This is a genomic window from Sphingomonas sp. CFBP 8765 (assembly GCF_014841445.1).
GTDB lineage: Bacteria > Pseudomonadota > Alphaproteobacteria > Sphingomonadales > Sphingomonadaceae > Sphingomonas > Sphingomonas aerolata.
The window spans coordinates 1-18,207 of the sequence record NZ_JACYTY010000012.1 but is presented as its reverse complement, the minus strand read 5'-3'; the positions used below and the strand labels follow the sequence as shown (position 1 = coordinate 18,207).

The 18,207-nt window shown below is 62.0% G+C and carries 12 protein-coding genes; 5 read left to right on the top strand and 7 right to left on the bottom strand.

Annotated features, from left to right (window positions below):
* Positions 1 to 2 precede the first annotated feature (2 nt).
* A complete protein-coding gene (locus IFT87_RS18905; protein WP_192191616.1) occupies positions 3 to 374 on the bottom strand; it encodes a hypothetical protein in 372 nt (123 codons plus the stop codon).
* A 476-nt stretch (positions 375 to 850) separates the two neighbouring features.
* Between IFT87_RS18905 and IFT87_RS18900 the strand changes: the two genes are divergently transcribed.
* A complete protein-coding gene (locus IFT87_RS18900; protein WP_192191615.1) occupies positions 851 to 1,267 on the top strand; it encodes an HNH endonuclease in 417 nt (138 codons plus the stop codon).
* Between the two features lie 267 nt (positions 1,268 to 1,534).
* Here IFT87_RS18900 and IFT87_RS18895 read toward each other — a convergent pair whose 3' ends face one another.
* The 5 genes from IFT87_RS18895 to IFT87_RS18875 are packed head-to-tail and all read right to left on the bottom strand — an operon-like array spanning position 1,535 to position 9,538.
* A complete protein-coding gene (locus IFT87_RS18895) occupies positions 1,535 to 2,713 on the bottom strand; it encodes a glycoside hydrolase family 76 protein (protein WP_192191614.1) in 1,179 nt (392 codons plus the stop codon).
* Positions 2,713 to 5,514 carry a TonB-dependent receptor gene (locus tag IFT87_RS18890; RefSeq protein WP_192191613.1) on the bottom strand — a complete coding sequence of 934 codons (2,802 nt, stop codon included), beginning with the start codon at positions 5,512 to 5,514 and terminating at the stop codon, positions 2,713 to 2,715. The genes IFT87_RS18895 and IFT87_RS18890 overlap by 1 nt, the downstream gene beginning before the upstream one ends.
* A gap of 19 nt (positions 5,515 to 5,533) precedes the next feature.
* Positions 5,534 to 7,360, bottom strand: coding sequence for a class I mannose-6-phosphate isomerase (locus IFT87_RS18885; protein ID WP_197975366.1), 1,827 nt, complete (start codon positions 7,358 to 7,360; stop codon positions 5,534 to 5,536).
* A complete protein-coding gene (locus IFT87_RS18880; RefSeq protein WP_192099590.1) occupies positions 7,266 to 8,195 on the bottom strand; it encodes an ROK family protein in 930 nt (309 codons plus the stop codon). Before IFT87_RS18880 ends, IFT87_RS18885 begins: the two co-directional genes overlap by 95 nt.
* A complete protein-coding gene (locus IFT87_RS18875) occupies positions 8,192 to 9,538 on the bottom strand; it encodes a sugar porter family MFS transporter (protein WP_249403460.1) in 1,347 nt (448 codons plus the stop codon). Before IFT87_RS18875 ends, IFT87_RS18880 begins: the two co-directional genes overlap by 4 nt.
* A 303-nt stretch (positions 9,539 to 9,841) precedes the next feature.
* Between IFT87_RS18875 and IFT87_RS18870 the strand changes: the two genes are divergently transcribed.
* Positions 9,842 to 11,029 carry an ROK family transcriptional regulator gene (locus tag IFT87_RS18870; protein ID WP_192191612.1) on the top strand — a complete coding sequence of 396 codons (1,188 nt, stop codon included), beginning with the start codon at positions 9,842 to 9,844 and terminating at the stop codon, positions 11,027 to 11,029.
* 8 nt (positions 11,030 to 11,037) lie between these two features.
* Here IFT87_RS18870 and IFT87_RS18865 read toward each other — a convergent pair whose 3' ends face one another.
* Entirely contained in the window at positions 11,038 to 12,471 is a 1,434-nt protein-coding gene (locus IFT87_RS18865) for a glycoside hydrolase family 125 protein (protein ID WP_192191611.1), read from the bottom strand.
* 302 nt (positions 12,472 to 12,773) lie between these two features.
* Between IFT87_RS18865 and IFT87_RS18860 the strand changes: the two genes are divergently transcribed.
* The 3 genes from IFT87_RS18860 to IFT87_RS18850 are packed head-to-tail and all read left to right on the top strand — an operon-like array spanning position 12,774 to position 17,741.
* Entirely contained in the window at positions 12,774 to 14,183 is a 1,410-nt protein-coding gene (locus IFT87_RS18860) for a glycoside hydrolase family 125 protein (RefSeq protein ID WP_244650434.1), read from the top strand.
* A 53-nt stretch (positions 14,184 to 14,236) separates the two neighbouring features.
* Positions 14,237 to 16,309, top strand: coding sequence for a glutaminase family protein (locus IFT87_RS18855; protein WP_192191610.1), 2,073 nt, complete (start codon positions 14,237 to 14,239; stop codon positions 16,307 to 16,309).
* A 34-nt stretch (positions 16,310 to 16,343) separates the two neighbouring features.
* Positions 16,344 to 17,741: a Gfo/Idh/MocA family oxidoreductase gene (locus IFT87_RS18850; protein ID WP_206757239.1), complete on the top strand. Its 1,398-nt coding sequence runs from the start codon at positions 16,344 to 16,346 to the stop codon at positions 17,739 to 17,741.
* Positions 17,742 to 18,207: the final 466 nt, after the last annotated feature.

Sequence of the window (18,207 nt, the reverse complement as noted above, 5' to 3'; positions counted from 1 at the left end):
CTTTAGTTCGCTGCCAAACCGACCCCCGGCAGCGGCTTCTCCCACTTGTCTTCTGTCGGCCAGCTACCTGCCGGTCCCTGCCAGTTGGTGGCATACATGGCAGTCACCGGTACTTCCTCACCGTCTAGAGACGCGCTGCACCGTATTTGGGTGGCGGTGCTTCTTAGCCAGACCTTTAATTCACCATCGCCGAACGGCGTGAGCCACGGCTCGCGGTATTTCTGTGAAAACCGCATCCTGCCGTTGCTGGCGTGAACTTGCTCTCCGTTCACTAGCAGGCGTTCTTGTCCCCACAGTGTCCAGCTGTACGCGTTATCCACCTCGACCATGGTGTTACCGATCTGGAATTCCCAGCGTTGACCAATAAGCCTCATTTTCCGTTCCTGCCCAACCAATGTCTTTGATGATGACGTTAATCTAACCACCATCATCGCCTAACCAGAAGTGAGGCGGAAACCGTTTTCTTTGCACTGCGCGTACCGGATCAATACGGCGAACCAAAGATGCCATAGTGGTCGACTTTGTCCAGAGCACGACATTCGTCAGTGGATGGCCGGGGTATCAGGCTGATTATTCGCGACGATGAACGAACGTCCAAAGTTGGGGAGCGGGAAGGGGTGGCTGAATTTCCACTTGTGGGTCGGCAGGAACTCGGCACAGAGCTTTGGCACACTAGCGTACCAAAGCCAAAACTGCTCTTCGGCCCACGCTCAGCCTTCAAATTAGCCAGCATCAACATGACTTGAATGGGTATAACTCTTGTCGGCTTCGCTCGCGCCTTCAAGGGTTGGCTTACTTAACAGGATATTTACCCCAGCCGCTGCAGTAAGGCACGATGTCGATTTCACCGATGGACCGCCTGCAACTGCTCTTCGCCCACCCGCTGGACGAGCCTCCTTACAACCTCCTCCGCTACAAGCGGACTGACGCTCAAGGTGTGCACCTGTACGACGTATACGCCTTAGATGGGCGGCATCTAGGGGAGGGCGGTGCGTTGAAGGCGATCCAGTTAGCCCACCGCGAACATCCTGGTAAGTGCTGGTACTGCGACACCGGGATTCCAATCAGCTCCGTCCATCGCGACCACGTCAAGCCTCGTGCCTCGAAGGGCGGTAACGACCTACACAACATCGTCATCGCCTGCCCGAAACACAACTGCGCAAAATCGAACATGCCCATCGCAGCGTTTGATGCGCACGGGGCCACTAAATACCTCGACGTCCTGCACGATCATTTATCTCGCGTTGCGCGCGCTCATCAGAGATGACTCGTACCTTCGCAGCCTTCATTTCCGAATAAAGGGTCGCCCGGGCGCCACCGCCGCATCAGATTCAATCAGGCTACCCCCTTCGATGCTTTCGCCATTCTCAACTGACTGAGATCGGCTGACCGGTCGGTCCGTTCACATGAACGAGCGGCAGATATTGGGCAGCTCAAGGGGGCACACGAATGACCGGAAGTGGGTCAATTAGGGAATTGTGTTGGGGTATATGCGCAGTGTTTTCGGGTCGCGAAGTGGCGAGAGTTTTACAGCTTAATAGAGCAAAGACAAATCTAGTGGATTCCACTGCAGCACAGCCTCGACTTGTACCAATGCAGCGGTATCAATTAGTTCGGAGCGACGGCCGGGGAAATGAACGAGACCCTCTTTGTTGCGGTTGATGTGCCACATCCGGTCTGCGTATGCGCGCATTGCCTCGCGGTACCGCCTTCCGCCGATTTCGTGCTCTAACAACAAGAGGTTCTTAAAATAAATTGCGTTAAACGGCGGGGGCTGATTGTCGATGCGGCTGCCCGTGACCAGATGAGTATGACTTACCGCGGCTATCCGTCTAGCCGCCGCGAGATATTCCGGTTTGTGCGTCGCGCGCCAGAGCAGGACGTTGACGCCGACAGGCACGCCCTGATTGTAGCTCCAGACGCGTTTCTCGACCAGACCGTTTGTCTTGAGGTGATCGGCGTACAGGCCGTCTGGCTGTTGCAGCGTCGCGTTGGTCCAGTGATAGAAACGCAGAGCGTCGTCGAGATAACTGCGATCGCCGGTTATCATGTACAGCCGCACGCCCATCTCTGCGGCCGGCATGTTGGACACAGTGTTGCGATCGCCATTGTCCTTTTTCTGCGTCCAGCGCACGCCGCCGGGCGACGCTAGGGATTTGTCGTTGGACCAACCGGACCGGATCAGTTCGAAGATATCGCGTGCGTTGCGTAGCGAAACCGGGTCACGCCGGAACAAATGGTACTGAATTTCGGCTAGGCCGACCCATTCGTTGTCGTCGTAATAAAGATCGTCTCCGTGACCGAGCGGCGGTAGCACCTTGGCCAGATGGCCAGCGCGCCCCGTCGTCGATGTCTTCGACCAGTAACGGCCTTGAGCGGCGCGGACCTTCGCCAGTGCGGGGGCGAACCGCCGTCCCGTCGTACCGTGGATCATCGCAAGATCGAGCAAGGCGATGTGCGCTTGGGAGAAGGGCCATTCCGTAGAATATGGCTCGTCCTGTGGCTCCGGCGGATGGTATTCCCGGTACAGCCCGGTTCCATCCGCCACGGCGAAGCAGCGCTCAAGCGCGGCATGCCACGCCAGGGCTCTGTCGAACGTGGCCCCGTCGTTGCCGGGACCACGCTGACCGGCAGCCGCATTGGCGACGACGGTGGCCGATAAACCCACCGTAATGCCAAGAAGAGTCCGACGCGAGACGCGTTGCTCCGTCATCAGAAACGGAACCGTGCGCCCAGGGCGAAGACGCGGCTTTCGTACCGGACATCGCGTGGGTAGTTGGCATTCTCCAGCCCTGGAACTGCACGCAAGGCGCGATAGGGCGAACCGGTAATGTTGCTGACGTCGAACGTCAAAGTCACGGCTTCGATTGCGGCAACCGACAAGGAGAAATCAAGCCGTTCGATCGGGCGGTTGAACTCGGCGCCGATCAGCTGCCCTAGCTGGTCGGTGGCGAAGAAGTTCGTCACCCGCGATCGCCAGTTATACGCTAGCCGTGCGGAAACCAGACCCTTCTCGTAAATGCCGACCGCGTTGTAGCTCCACTTTGAGACGCCGGGTATGTCGCTGTTTTGACCTGTGGCACCGAGCGACACCGGTAGCGCCTGCGACGCGTCGATATAAGTGCCGTTGAGCTGCGTTCCGAATCCGCTGAGCCAGCCAGGCAGGAAATCGAAAAAGGTCTGGAACGCGACCTCGACGCCCTGGAGCCTGCCGCTACCGCCGTTTTCCGGCCGGTTGACGACGATCTGGCCATAGGGGTCGACGACCGTTGGAACGTTGAGGTTGGTGATGAACCCCTTCACGTCGCGCCGGAAGATCGCGCCGGTTAGCGAGCCGGTCTTGGTAAAATACCATTCCAGCGAAGCGTCATAGTTCTTTGACTGAATTGGCTGAAGGTTGATGTTCCCGCTGTTGCCGGTAATCGGCGGTGTGCCGTTGGGGTTGCCGATCGTGATCGCCGGATTGAGCTGGCCATACTCCGGACGCGTCCGAGTTTCCGTCGCGGACAGGCGCAATTGCAAATTGTCCAAGAACTTGGCGCGGAACGAGGCGCTCGGCAGCACGTCCAGGTAGTTCTGGCGCGAGGTTGTGGTAACCAGGGTGCCGCCGACCAGCGCATTGCCGGTCAAATTAGCTTTGGTGTTGACCAAGCGCGTGCCAATCACGCCGTCGATAGGAACGTTGCCCACGTTGAAGCCGTAGTGGAATTGGCCGTAAAAGGCGTAGGACCGCTCGACGGCGTCGAGCTGCTCGTTCTGGACGAATGCCGGGATCGCCGATCCCCATTGCGCTAGTTCGGCAAGTGCGGCCGGCGTCCCGATCTGTGCGAGACCGGAGCGGGCGAGATCACGCAACGCTTCGATGTTGCCGACGATGCCGTTTCGTGTGGGCGCATACCATTGGTTTAAAGCTGGCGCCTGCCCGCCGTGGAAGCCGACATCGATCGGCTGACCGTTGTCACTGCCCGGGACCGAGGTAAGCGGCAGTGCGAGCGGACGGAGTGTTGCATATCGTCCACCGCTGCGAAGCCGGGCGTCACGATCGGTATAGCGGAAACCGACGTCGATCTGCTTGATGATCGGCAGTTCGGTCTGCAGCTTCAGGTCGGTACGCCACTGGATGCCCTTGCCGGTCGCGAGCGAACGTCGATCGTAAATGCCGCGCAGGATATAGTTGCCCGCGTTGTTCGCATCAAAGCCGGGAAGTCCAAGCGCGGGTCCGCCGTCCTTGCCGCCGACGTCGAACACGATCGACGCTGCCTGAGCCGCCGCCGGGGCATAGTCGAAGTTATAGTCGGTATATTCCGCCTTCGAATCCGTATAGGCAAAGTCCGTGGTAATCGTGGCGCGCTCGGTCTTCCACGAACCGCCGATCGCGCCTTGGTACGCGTTGGTGCGGCCGGCACGCGTGCTGCGCGAGAAGTCGATGTTCTTGCCGTTCGCGAAGTCGGGCGTTGCCGTGACACTGTTCAAAGTGCCCGGAGCATCCGGGTTGCGAACGATGTTGCTCAGCGCAGGGTTGTCGCTGACTAGGTTGAGGCCGGCGAAATCGTTGGCGACATCAGTCCGGGCGCCCTGAAACAGGCCATCGATGTAGAATTCGAGGTTGTCGCTCGGACGCCATTGCAGCGAACCGTTGACGGACGGCCGCCAGCGCTTGCCACGGTCGTAATAGACGCCGGCGGACTCGGGCAGCACGAAGTCTCGTGGACCCGCAACGCTCTGGGCGGCGTTCGGCGAGACGACGTTGCCGTTGATGTAGCGAGAAGACGTCAGATAATTGAGCTGCGTATACGATACGTTCACCAGTGCGCCGATCTGCCCGATGCCGGTGTTCCAGCGGTCCGTGACCAGCACGTTGATATTGGGATCGTACTTCTTCGCCTGATCGCCATAAGTGCCCCGTACCGCACCCGCGATCTGGAACCCGGCAAAATCGAATGGACGCCGCGACCGCACGTTGATCAGGCCGGCGATGCCGCCCTCGATCTGATCCGCGCTGGTCGTCTTGTAGACCTCGAGACCCGCAAGTGCGCCCGCCGGAAAGTCCTGCAGCGCGACGTTGCGTTGCTCGGCGGTGAACATCTCGCGCCCGTTAAAGGTCGTTGTGAGGTTCGGAAGCCCGCGAACCTGCACGCCGCCGGCTTCGTCACTGCTGCGGTTGACCTGAACGCCGGTTATACGCGCCAGCGCCTCGGATGCGTTATTGTCGGGAAGCTTGCCGATGTCCTCGGCAACGACCGCATCGACGATCTGGTCGGAATCGCGTTTCAGCGCCTGGGCCGACTGGAGGCTGCGTCGCAAGCCGGTGACGACGATGTCCGCGGATGCGGGTTGCGCGGCTACCGCGCCGTCTGCCGCAGCTGGGGGGCCGGCTTCTGCAGGAGTTGCGTCGGCTTGCGCCGCGGGTTGCGAAGTGGATGCGGGTGCCGTCTGCGCGGCGCTTCCGGTGCTCCATAAGGACGCTGCGGCCAGCGCGATGGAAGAAACGACCAGTCGGTCGGGTGCTGTCATTTATTCTCTCCCTGTGTCGTTATTGTTTTGTATTGTCGGTGATTTCGTCGTCGGTTCGGACGTATGCCCGCATCACGGCGCAACGGCCGCCGTCTCCATCGAGCGACCGCAGTCGATAAGCGCCGATTTCGGCCGGCACGATGAAGGTTTCGGCGTAATGGACTTCGTACGGCGCGAAGGATCCGGTCGGGGACTCGATGACCGCGGCGGTGCCCGCGACAAGGTTCAGGACGTTGAGGTTCCGCTGGGTGTCGAGATCGACGGCGGACGCGAACCAGATCCGCTCGGTCTCGATGAATTCGAGCCGGTGCAATCCGGTCCGCTCCCGCGTCCAGTCTGGGCCTTCTGCAACCGTGGTGATCTGGTTGACGAGCTCATCGCGCGTGAAGTCCTCGCGCCGCGACCAGTCGATGTTCGCCAGACCGTGCTTCAGGTGTATCGGCCGCGGTCGACCGTCGAGCCCTAGCCGCTCCCAGTCCCACAATTTGAAGGTGAAGATGTACGGGGTCGCGCTGATCTCCAGCACCATCGCATTGCTGCCGGAGCAATGTACGGTTCCCGCGGGGATAAGGAAATGATCGTGCTTCCGCGCGGGGATCCGGTTCACGAAGGCGTCCACGTCGGGGGCAGGGCCACCATTCTGGCCTGCGGCGAACGTCTCGGCGAACACCGCAGGATCGGCGGTGTCCGTCAATCCGAGATAAACGACCGCATCGTCGCCTGCATCGAGCATATAATAGCTCTCGTCCTGCGTGTAGCGCAGGTTGAAGGCGTCGCGCGCATAGTCGTGCTGAGGATGGACCTGTAGCGACAGGTTCCCGCCGCCCATCGTGTCCAGCATGTCGAAACGGATCGGGAACTCTGCGCCGAAGCGCGACATGATGGTGGGCCCGAGTAGCATCTCAGGTCGAAGCCGGACGAGATCGAGCGCCGGAATCTCGAACCGACGATCGCCGAAGCCAAGCAGCAGACTGTTCTCCTCCGGCACGCAGTCGAAGCACCAGGCGTAGTTGGGCGGACCGTCTGGAAGATCGAACTGCTTTCGCATCCATTGACCACCCCACGGACCTGCGTCGAAGAAGGGCACGACGCGAATGGGACGGTGGACCGCGAGATCAAGTGCGAGGAGGTAGGTCGCGGTACTGACCATCTTGGGCTCAGGACCGTTCATCTCGATCACGAACTGCGTGAGGGGCAGCAGATCGTACTTGATCTCGTCTCCGACGCGCCAGTCGACGAAAAAGGCCCGGCGATACAAATCGGCGGCCCGTGTTCCACGGTTGCAACTGCCAAGATTGCCGATGTGCCCACGGCGCTGGCGCTGCTGCAATTCCCACCGTGCCATCGAGACGTAGATCGACGCATTGGAGGTCGGAAGGATCGTCGCGGCACCCGGGCCGACCACTATCGTGCGCGCATCGGTCACTCGGGCGGACCGCCAGGCCGCGACCGCGGCGACACTGAGGAAAGCGTCGATCCCGACGGTCTCAAAACGCGCGAAGACGGGATCGCCGCCGAGGTGTGCGGCGATCCAATCGTCGATCACCTCCGTCGGCTTGAACAGGGTTGCGGTATCGACGACCTGGGCGTCGGGATAGGCCGCCCGCATCGCGGCGACGATCTGGTCCACTGGCGCGCCGGGATAGCATTCGACGCTCAGATCGCCGGTATCGGGAAGGCGTGAAACGATGTCTGGCCATCCAACGGCGCATGCCTGCGGGTCGCCGCCAATGTGCACGACGGGCTGCTTGTCATAGATGGCCATTGCGGTCCTCCCAAAGGGGGGTGGCGGCAAGCAGCGCTGCGTCGGACCCGAGCGCCCCCCGCACCACGACCGGCGGCGCACCCAGACACCAGACGTGGCGACGGAGATGCTCCTGGATGAATGGCGCCACTTCGGGTGCCGCAGCCGCCCCGCCGGTGATGAGAACGTACGAAGCGTCGTAGGATGTGACGAGATTAAGCGCGACGGTCGCCCAGGCCGTGAGGCAGGTCGAGCGGATCGAACAGGCGTCCTGGTCGCCCGCTCGCGCCAGGTCGAACAGGTTCTTCAGGTCCGGCTTCGTAAGCTCATGGAGACGACCATGCGTGGGCAGCGCGGCTATGAGGCGGGGAAGAGTCCAAGTCGAGGCGATCGCTTCGGCGCAGCCGATATTCCCGCAGCGACAGAGCGGTCCATTAGTGTCGATCGTCAGATGCCCCGCAAGCACCGATGCGTGACCAGTCCGGCCCCGCACGATCGCGCCCCCCATCAGCGCCGCGGATCCGATGCCGGTCCCCAGACCCAGCAGAACCGCGTCGTCGCGACCGAGCAGGGCGCCGTAGCGTCGCTCGCCGAGCAGCGCCATGCGACCGTCGACGTCCAGCATGATCGGCAGGCCAAGGGCTGCCTTCGCCCAGCCGACGAAGTCGAAGCCGACCGCATCCTCATATTTTCCCGCTGGCGTCGAGACGACCGCGCCCGACCGAGGGTCGATGAGACCGGGGAAGGCTACAGTGACGCCCGTCACGTCTTCCCCGCGGCGCAGATCGACGAGAATGGTTTCGAGCTCGGGCAGTACCGTCTGCAGGGTGGGCGCTTCGGAGACCGCCAGCTGTGCCCGCCGTTCCACCACGCCGCTACGGACTCGCGCACACGCAATGTGCGAGCCGCCGACGTCGATCGCAAGATAGCGGTTCATTGGGCCGGGCCTTGGCGCGCGCCCAGCATTCGACGTTCGATCTCTTCGAGCGACGCTTTTTTGGTCTCGGGGAACAGCTGGAAGACGAGGATGCACTGCACCACCATGCAGACCGCGAAGAGGGCGAATGGGATCGCGGGTGACATGGCGGCGGCGACCGGGAACACCGCCGATACCAGCGCATCGAACAGCCAGACCGTTCCGGCACCGAGCGCCTGTCCTGCGGCACGAAAGCGCGCGGGGAAGATTTCGCTCATATAGACCCAGATCACCGCACCCTGCGACGTCGCAAACGCCGCGATGAAGCAGACAAGGACACCAACCATCAAAAATTTCGGCAACATCCCGAGCATGATCGCGGTCGCGACCGTCAACAGGACTGCCATAGCAGCGCCGCCGACAAGGAGCAGCGGTCGGCGCCCGACCCGGTCGATCAGCGTCATGCCGACGATGGTAAAGATCAGGTTCGCCACTCCGACCGCAATCGCCTGCAGGTTCGCAGACACTTGCGCGAAGCCGGCTGCGGCGAAGATGTCGTTCAGATAGTAAAGGATAGCGTTGATTCCGGTCAGCTGATTGAGCGCGCCGATGACGATCGCGAGGATCATGGGGCGGCGCGCTTCCGTCCACAGAGAGGCAAGCGAAACCGTGCCATGCGAAACGGCGGAAACGATCTCCTCTTGGATCGGCGCGTGACCATAGAGGCTCAGCGAAGCAGCCGTGGCTTCGTCCGTACGACCGCGCATCGTCAGCCAGCGCGGGCTGTCCGGCACCCGGACCATCAGAAACTGGAAGATCGCTGCCGGCAGTGCGGTGCAGCCCAGCTTCCACCGCCACGCTATCGTGGGGTTTGAAATTAAGGCATCGACCGCGGCATTGCAGACATACGCGAGCAAGATGCCGATCACGATGCTGACTTGAAAGCCACCGACGATCGCACCCCGACGCGCGGCAGGCGCAATCTCGGCGAGATAGATCGGCGCGAGCACCGATGACACTCCGATCGCGATACCAGCCATAATCCGGAAGGCGAGCAGCGAAAACCATCCCCATGCCAGCGCACAGCCGAGCCCGGAGATCAGGTACAGGGCCGCGGCCCAACGCAGGCCGGACCGCGCGCCGCGCCGATCGCCTAGAATACCGGCTGTGGCTGCGCCGAGCATCGTGCCCACCAGCGCGGAGGAAACCGTTATGCCAAGCGCGGCGGCCGATAGATCATAATGGAGGCGAAGCGCATCCGTCACGCCCGAGATGACCGCGGTATCGAAGCCGAACAGCAGGCCGGAAAGGGAAACGGCGACGACGACAGACATCAACGTCGTACGTACTGGTCCTGTGCCCATCAGCCTCTCCTCTCAAACGGGGGGGCGTCTGCGTCGACGAACCTCCTCCCTACTCGTGCGTCCTCGTACCGATCCCGTCACCGCTCTGAGTTGCGACGGTTGGCATCTATTGCAGGCAACTTTCGAACAACCGGATGCCACAGTCAATTAAAAAGAAACTAGGTAGATAATTAAAGAGGACTAGCGTCTGGTACGCCCCAGACGCTGAGCAGCCGGCCCGCTGGCGCTTCTCCATTACAGACAGGTGGAGTAACCAAGCGAGGCTCTCGCCGTTTCCGCCGGCATTGAAGGATAGACCATGGCATGCGACGCCCGCTGATGATTGACGATGGCATTCGACAGCAGGGACCGGCGCTGCACGGGACCAATCCGTCTCGTGCGGGTGCAAGAAACGAACGAGTTGTGCTGGAGGCGATCCAGCGCGCGGGCGAATGCACAAGGCTGGAACTCGCCAAGCAGACTGGACTCTCTGCCGCTGCGATCGCCAACATCACGCAGAGGCTCTTCGACCGGAACTTCATCTTCGAAAAGGGGCGGCGTACGGGCGTTCGGGGAATGCCCGCGATCCGGCTGGCTGTTGATCCGGACGGCTGCTTCAGCTTGGGCGTGAACATCGATCGTGATCACGTGAGCGTCGTCGCGCTGGACCTGACCGGTGCGGTACGCGCTGGCTACACGCAGGAAATCGACTACGCGTCTCCCCAAGAGGTTCTAGCGTTTCTCCGCGACAGGGTTGACGAGCTGCTTGCGCAGAAACTGGTGTTGCCAGATCGCATAATCGGGCTCGGCGTGGCGCTTCCCGGCGGGTTGGGCCGCGTCGACTTGCCCGGGCGCCCTGCGGAATATGCGCAATGGGACACGGTGGATCTCACCGCATTATTTGGCGGACTGGGGCCGTGGCCAATCCTGATCGAAAACGATGCGGCGGCGGCTGCGATCGGCGAGGCGCGATTTGGCAGCGGCCTGATTCACCGCAGCTTCTTCTACATCCTGCTTTCCGCAGGCCTTGGCGGCGGGATGGTGGTGGATGGAAGCTATTACCAGGGCGCGACTGGCCGCGCCGGACGCATCGGCTTTCTAAACGACGGCGATGGAAATTCGCTACAGTCGATCGCGTCGCTCTCCGCCTTGCGTGCGGACCTCGTCACGCAGGACTTCACGAACATCGCGCCAACCGACCTGATGACTAGCGGGCCCGTTGTCCTTGAACTTGTAAGGGCGTGGATCGAACGGGCCGCCGACGCGCTGGCGCAACCGATCGGCACTATAAACTGCCTGATCGATCCCGGCGCGATTGTGATCGGGGGCAGGCTGCCGCGGCCGCTCATCGACGAGCTGGCGGAGGCGGTTGCGCTGAGGGTCAGCAGCATCGACGATCAAATCGTGCCGTCGGTTCCGGTCTTGACCGCGCAACTCGCAGCCGACGCTCCCGCGATCGGCGCTTCGATCCTGCCGTTCAACGATCTCGTCTTTCAGTCGCCGGCCGAGTGACCCCGGGTCTAATACTGCTCCTCCAGCAGTTTCGGATGCTTCTTCGCTAGTTCGGCGATCATCATCCCGAACATGCCGTTGACCCAGGCGAACCAGGGACGGGTAAATTTGGCCGGATCGTCCTTGTCGAAAGATTCGTGCATGAAGCCCGTACCCGCATGTGTCGCTTTAAGGTCGCGCAGGCACGCGCGGATCACGCCTTCATCCGTCGACACCATTGCGCGCGCAATGATCGCCATTGGCCAGACCTTGTCCAATCCCATGTGCGGACTGCCAATGCCACTAGCTGCCTTGCCTTGCACGAAAAACGGATTGCGCGGACTCCAGGCGAGCGCAGCGGTTCGCCGATACAGTGGATCCCGCGCATCAGCGGCCTCGATCAGCGGCAGTCCGTACAGACTGGGGATCCCGGCATCGTCGGCGAACAGCCAATTGCCGAACCCATCCACCTCATACGCCCAGACCTTTCCGCCCTGTCCATCGGGTACGATCGCATGTGCGCGCAGGGCAGCCTCGACTTCGTTCGCCAGCGCCTCTGCATCGCTCGCCGCCGCACTGTCGCCGCGCGCCTCGCGATGGACGCGGGCGATTTGGCGGAGGCTTGATACGGCGAACAGGTTGGCGGGTACGAGGAACGGGTACACGCAGGCGTCGTCAGACGGTCGGAACATCGAATGGATCAGCCCGACCTTGCGGGAAGGGGGGCCATATCCGTCGAGCATTAGGCTGTCGGTCGGGATCTTGGTCAGCCGTTGATAGGTGTACGGGCCAGGTCCGGTCTTGCGTTGCTGCTCGCGAAAGGTGCTGACGATCAGCTTGGCGGACTTAGCCCAGATGGCGTCGAACGGTGTCTTGTCCCGCGTGACCTGCCAGTAATCATGCGCGAGCCGCATCGGGTAGCAGAGCGAGTCGATTTCCCATTTGCGCTGTGCAACGCCAGGCTTCATCTCGGTCGCGTCAAGTGTCGCGGAATCCAGGTTCGATTTGGCATTGGGGTCACGGACGAAGGCATTGGCGTAGGGGTCTATCAGGATGCAGCGTGCCTGCCGCTGGATCAGGCCATGCACCATCGTGCGGAGTGCGGGGTCATCGCGCATCAGATGCGTATACGGCTCGACCTGTACCGAACTGTCGCGCAGCCACATTGCGTCGATGTCTCCGGTGATGACGAAGGTGTCCGGCCTGCCCTCGATTGACCCTGCGAACACCGTCGTGTCGAGCGTGTTGGGATAACAATTCTCGAACATCCAAGCGATTTCCGGGTCGGCGATGCGCGCCTTGATCCGGGACAATTCGCTCTCCACGGCTCGGCTGAGGAACTTCCGATTCCGCACGGGCGGTCGTTTGCTGACGAAGGTCGCCGCAAGCGCAGGTCGCGGGGCTATCGTCGAAATTGTCACGGCGCCAGCGGCGGCCAGCACATCGCGTCGGTTGATGGGCATGGAACTCTCCCTGTTTCGGCAAGCGCTCCCGCCCGCCCATAGTCTTCTCGCTACGCACCTCATGTGACACCGGGGACATGAACCTGCAATTAAAAAACAAGTAAGTGTAAGATTGCTTGACGGTTGGGATCCGGGGCGACAGAGTATGGTCAGATGCTGCCTATCTGGTCGCATTGGTTGGTCTTTGGCTGCAGCCTACAACAGTCGCAGCCTCGAACGAGACGGTTGGCTTGGTCGACCGGAAATGGAGGGGATATGCGCGCATTCTTTCGGACAATCGCGTCGGAAGGCGATCTGACGTGCTGATCGATCGCAGAACGATGCTGCTCGCCACCGCCGCGCTGGCAGTGCAACCTGCCGCAGCGGCCGGTCCGATGCACGTCTCCCAACGTCCCAAGCCTGCGGATCGGAAATATCACAGCCCCGCAGTCGAGCGCGAGATTAGCCGGGTCAGACGAATGATAGCGGACCCCAAACTCGCTTGGATGTTCGAGAATTGTTATCCCAACACGCTGGACACTACCGTGCTGTCGGTGACTGCGGACGATGCCTTCGTCATCACGGGGGACATACCGTGTCTCTGGCTGCGCGATTCCTCCGCCCAGCTCAGGCCGTTCCTCCACCTGGCAAAGCGCGACGTGCCGCTCACCGCGCTGTTTCGCGGTCTGATCGCTCGTCAGGCCCGATGCGTGCTTATCGATCCATATGCGAACGCGTTCTTGCAGGACCCGGCAGGCCGGTCCGACCTGCCGTCGTCGGCGAACGACCAGACGACGATGAAGCCAGGCGTGGCGGAGCGGAAATGGGAGGTGGACTCGCTGTGTTACGTCCTCCGGCTTGCCTCGAGCTATTGGCGGGCGACCGGTGATCGTACGCCCTTCACCGCCGAATGGGCGCAGTCCGCCCGCGCGATCATCCGCACCTTTCGCGAGCAGCAGCGCACGACCGATGCCGGGCCATACCGTTTCCAGCGTCGTGATATCCAGCCGACCGAGACGCAATTGTGGGGCGTCGGCAATCCCACTCGCAAGGTCGGTCTGATCCATTCGAGCTTTCGCCCATCGGACGATGCCACGATCCTTCCCTTCCTGATCCCCGCCAACATCTTTGCTGCCAAGACCCTGCGCGAACTCGCCGAAGTGGCGCAGGGCGCGCGCGGTGACGCAGAGCTTGCCCGGGAAGCGGCAACGCTGGCCGCCGAGATCGAGGCGGCGCTCGCGGCGCATGGCAGGATGCGGCTGGCGGACGGGAGCGAAGTCTGGGCGTTCGAGGTCGACGGCTTCGGCAACGCACTCTTCCTCGACGATTGCTGCGAGCTTTCGCTGTCCGGCCTGTCGTTCCTGGGGTGCGCCCCCGCGGACGATCCGCTCTGGCGGCGGACCGAGGCGGCTGCGTGGAGCGAGCGCAATCCGTGGTTTGTCCGCGGCAAGGCGGGCGAAGGGCTTGGCGGGCCGCATGCAGGCTTCGACCTGATCTGGCCGATGGCGACGATCGTCCGCGCCTTCTCGAGCAACGACGACACCCAGATCCGCGCATGCTTGAAGGTGATCCGCGACACCGATGCCGGGACCGGGTTCATCCATGAAACCTTCCATAAGGACGATCCGAGCAAATTCACGCGACCCTGGTTTGCGTGGGCGAACGGTTTGTTCGGCGAACTGATGGTGCATCTGGCAAGTACGAAACCCCATCTGCTCCGCGCCGTGATCTGATGAAGGTCGCCATACCGAAAACGTCCGTAGTTCAGTCGATCGCGCTCCGCGCTATGACAGTTTCCCTGCTGGGCGGCGCGGTGTTCACGCTACCGCTCGGCGCGCAGGAACCCGTCACGACCCGTACCCCCGCAACGCCGTTGATTGCGCACGACCCCTATTTCAGCATCTGGAGCTTCGCCGACACAACGACCGAACAATCGACCCGACACTGGACGGGGACCGACCAGCCGATGACCGGCTGGCTCCGCGTCGATGGCAAGGCGCTCCGCTTCATGGGGCGGGGTGGGGCTGACGATGCGATGCGGCAGACGTCGCGCGCGCTGACGCCGACGCGGACCACCTATGAATATGACGGCGGCGGCGTGCGGTTGACCGCGACGTTCTTCACCCCCGCGCTACCCGACGATCTCGACGTGCTGTCGCGGCCGGTCACTTATCTGAGCTGGACAGTCCGCGCGACCGACGGTGGCCGCCACGCGGTCCAGTTGTACTTTGACGCAGGTGCGCAACTGGCGGTGGACAACGACCAGCAAAGTGTCGTTTGGGGCAGCAGCCGGGTCGGCGACATGACCGTGCAGCACATCGGCACGAACACGCAGCAGGTGTTGCAGAAGGTCGGCGACAATCTGCGCATCGACTGGGGCTGGGCGCAACTGGCTGTGCCGCGCCAGGCCGGGACCACCACCGCGACGCTCGGCGAGCGGGCGCGGGACATTTTGCTTAAGACCGGCAAGATGCCGGTCGCGGACGACATTGCGATGCCGCGCCTCGCGCATCAGGATCGTCCCGCAATGGCGATGTTGGCGGATTTCGGCGATGTCGGAGCGGCGGCGGACATGCGGCGGGCGATGCTCGCCTATGACGACATCGACGCGATCGAGTTTTTCAAGCGCCGGATGCCCGCCTACTGGCGTCGCAACGGGATGACGATGGCGGACCTTTTGCTCAGGGCGGAGGCGGAGGAGCCTGCATTGCGCAAGCGCGGCGAGGCGTTTGATCGCGATCTCATCGCCGATCTGGAACGGGTTGGTGGTCGCGCCTATGCCGAAATCGCGGTGGTCGCCTATCGCCAGACGCTGGCCGCGCACAAACTGGTCGCCGACATTGATGGCCGCCCGCTGTATTTCTCCAAGGAGAATTTCAGCAATGGCTGCATCGCCACGGTCGACATCACCTATCCCACGTCGCCGTTCTTCCTGCTGTTCAACCCCACGCTGCTGGAGGCGCAGCTTCGCCCAATCCTCGACTATGCGTCGATGCCCCGGTGGAGGTTTTCGTTCGCGCCGCATGACATCGGGACGTATCCGCAAGCGAACGGCCAGGTCTACGGGGGCGGGGAGCGGACTGAGGACGACCAGATGCCGGTCGAGGAAAGCGGCAACATGCTACTGATGATCGGCGCACTGGCGAAGATCCGGGGCAATGCCGATTTCGCAGCACACTATTGGCCGCTTTTGACACGCTGGGCGACGTACTTGCGCGAAAAGGGGCTAGACCCCGAGAACCAGCTGAGCACCGACGACTTCGCCGGCCATCTCGCGCACAACACCAACCTTTCGATTAAGGCGATCAGCGCGTTAGACAGCTATGCCGAACTTGCCCGCCTGCTGGGGAAGAAGGACGAAGCAACCCAGTATCGCACGTTGTCGCGGCAAATGGCAGTAAGGTGGGTCGCGATGGCGCAGGACGGCGACCATACCAAGCTCGCCTTCGATCGGCCGGGTACGTGGAGCCAGAAGTATAATTTGGTATGGGACAAGGTGCTTGGCCGTAACGTATTCCCTAAGGGACTGCTGCGCCAGGAAGTCGCCTTCTATCTTAAGCATCAGCAAAAGTACGGCGTGCCACTCGACAGTCGCAAGACATATACCAAGCTTGACTGGATAACATGGAGCGCGACGTTGTCCGACGACCAATCGGGGTTTGAGCAGCTGATCGCGCCGGTGCATCGTTATATGCTCGAAACCCCTAGCCGGGTGCCGTTGGGCGATTGGTACGCAACGATCGATGGCGCGCAGGTTGGATTCCAGGCGCGCGCGGTCGTGGGCGGCGTGTACATGAAGATGCTCGCGACACCGGCGGTCTGGTCCAAATGGGCGTCGCGGGCGCAGAGGGGCGGATGACGGGTCGCGCGCCAATTCAAAACAGGAGCGCAATGTGAAACTCACAACGGTCTCGAGGCGCACGATGTTGGGCGCTGCCGCGGCACTCACTCTTCCGGCGGTTGCCGGGGCAAGACGACTGAAACCGAGCGACCGGGTCAACATCGCCGTGATCGGCGGGGGCGGCATGGGCGCGAACAACATGCGTCAGCTCACCAGCCAGAACATCGTGGCGGTTGCCGACGTCGATTTCGATTACGTCGCCCGTTCGTTTGTGACGGCGACCGGCGCGACCAAGCCGACGATGGTGCCACTGCGCGCCGCCTATGACCGGGCGACCCATTACAGCGACTACCGGCAAATGTTCGATCGACAGCGCGATATCGACGCGGTTCTCATCGCGACCCCGGACCATCATCATGCCGTCGCCGCGAAGATGGCGATGGAGCGCGGCATGCACGTCTACGTGCAGAAGCCGTTGACCTACACCGTTCGCGAGGGGCGCGTGTTGCGCGATCTCGCCGCGTCCAAGCCCAAGTTGGTGACGCAGATGGGCAACCAGGGTCATTCGAGCGACGACGGCCGCCGCGTGGTCGAGCTGATCCGCGGACAGGCGATCGGGCGCGTACGCGAGGTTCATGCCTGGACCAATCGGCCCGTCTGGCCGCAAGGCATCGCCCGCCCTGCGCCCGTCGCAAAGCCGGCAAGTCTCGACTGGGACGTCTGGTTAGGGCCAGCGACCGTCGGATGGGGCTACAACCCCGACTATGCCCATTTTAACTGGCGTGGCTGGGTGCCGTTCGGCATCGGTGCGCTGGGCGACATGGGGGCGCACCTCCTCGACTTTCCGGTCTGGGCGCTCTCGCTGGGCGTGCCGACGGCGGTAGAAAGCCGGCATTCGATCTGGGGCGGCGACAACGATCTGTGGGACGACAAGCCGCCGGTCGAGCTTGGCAGCTATCCGCTGGCGGGGGTGACCTATTTCGATTTTGGGGATGCGCCCGGCGGGCCGCTTCGCTTGACTTGGTATGACGGCGGGCTGATGCCTCCAACGCCGCCGGGATTGCCAACGGGCGTCACGATGACCCCTGGGGGCGGTGTCCTGTACATCGGTGAGAAGGGCATGCTGATGCACGAAACTTACGGCGAGAAGCCCATCGTGTTTGGCGACGGTGCCGCCGAGCGCGCCGCAGTAATCCCGCAATCGCTGCCGCGTATCGCCGGTGGCCGCGACGGACACGAGATGAACTGGATCGCTGCCATTCAGGGCGAGGTGAAGCCGTCCTCTCCCTTTGGCGACGCAGTAACGCTGAATGAGACAATGCTGCTTGGCATGGTCGCGATGCGTGCTGGCCAGCCTATCCGCTACAACGGACAGACGGGACGGATAACCAACCTTCCCGAGGCTAATCAATTTCTTGACCGCCAATACCGGGACGGTTGGACGCTATGATTAGGCGAACTCTATGTCTTGGAAGTACCTATATTCAGACTGATCAGGACGCCTAAACTAGCGCGGTAGGGTATTAGACGGATAGAGAGTCACACGTCTGGCCTGCCAAGTACCGTGGCCATGACATATTCAAGTCGGGAACCGGCTTCGCCGGGGGGCATCGAAAGTGAACCTTACGTTGACTTTCGAGCCTGTCCCTCGCTGCGTATTACCGGCACACCGTGCACCGATTGCCTGATCTCGCCAGGTGGAAGACTGCGTTCGTGCTGATGCGATCACCAGAAACTTCCAACACTACAGCAAGGCAGTATTGCCGGTTGGGAATGGAGGTTCGAGAAGGCCGGACCGACAAACTGCCGTCCAACCAAATGAACGAATGGCCGAAAGTGGGAGGCGGGGAAGGGCCCTTTAATGTCCACTTATGTGAAGGAAATTGGGCACCGGCAGGTGTACGATATCCTCCAAA

Excerpts from the sequence above, each read along its gene's own strand:
- IFT87_RS18870 (WP_192191612.1), top strand. The coding sequence starts at position 9,842 with ATGCGACGCCCGCTGATGATTGACGATGGCATTCGACAGCAGGGACCG.
- IFT87_RS18855 (WP_192191610.1), top strand. The coding sequence starts at position 14,237 with ATGACAGTTTCCCTGCTGGGCGGCGCGGTGTTCACGCTACCGCTCGGC.
- IFT87_RS18900 (WP_192191615.1), top strand. The coding sequence starts at position 851 with ATGGACCGCCTGCAACTGCTCTTCGCCCACCCGCTGGACGAGCCTCCT.
- IFT87_RS18880 (WP_192099590.1), bottom strand. The coding sequence starts at position 8,195 with ATGAACCGCTATCTTGCGATCGACGTCGGCGGCTCGCACATTGCGTGT.
- IFT87_RS18895 (WP_192191614.1), bottom strand. The coding sequence starts at position 2,713 with ATGACGGAGCAACGCGTCTCGCGTCGGACTCTTCTTGGCATTACGGTG.
- IFT87_RS18865 (WP_192191611.1), bottom strand. The coding sequence starts at position 12,471 with ATGCCCATCAACCGACGCGATGTGCTGGCCGCCGCTGGCGCCGTGACA.
- IFT87_RS18875 (WP_249403460.1), bottom strand. The coding sequence starts at position 9,538 with ATGGGCACAGGACCAGTACGTACGACGTTGATGTCTGTCGTCGTCGCC.
- IFT87_RS18890 (WP_192191613.1), bottom strand. The coding sequence starts at position 5,514 with ATGACAGCACCCGACCGACTGGTCGTTTCTTCCATCGCGCTGGCCGCA.
- IFT87_RS18905 (WP_192191616.1), bottom strand. The coding sequence starts at position 374 with ATGAGGCTTATTGGTCAACGCTGGGAATTCCAGATCGGTAACACCATG.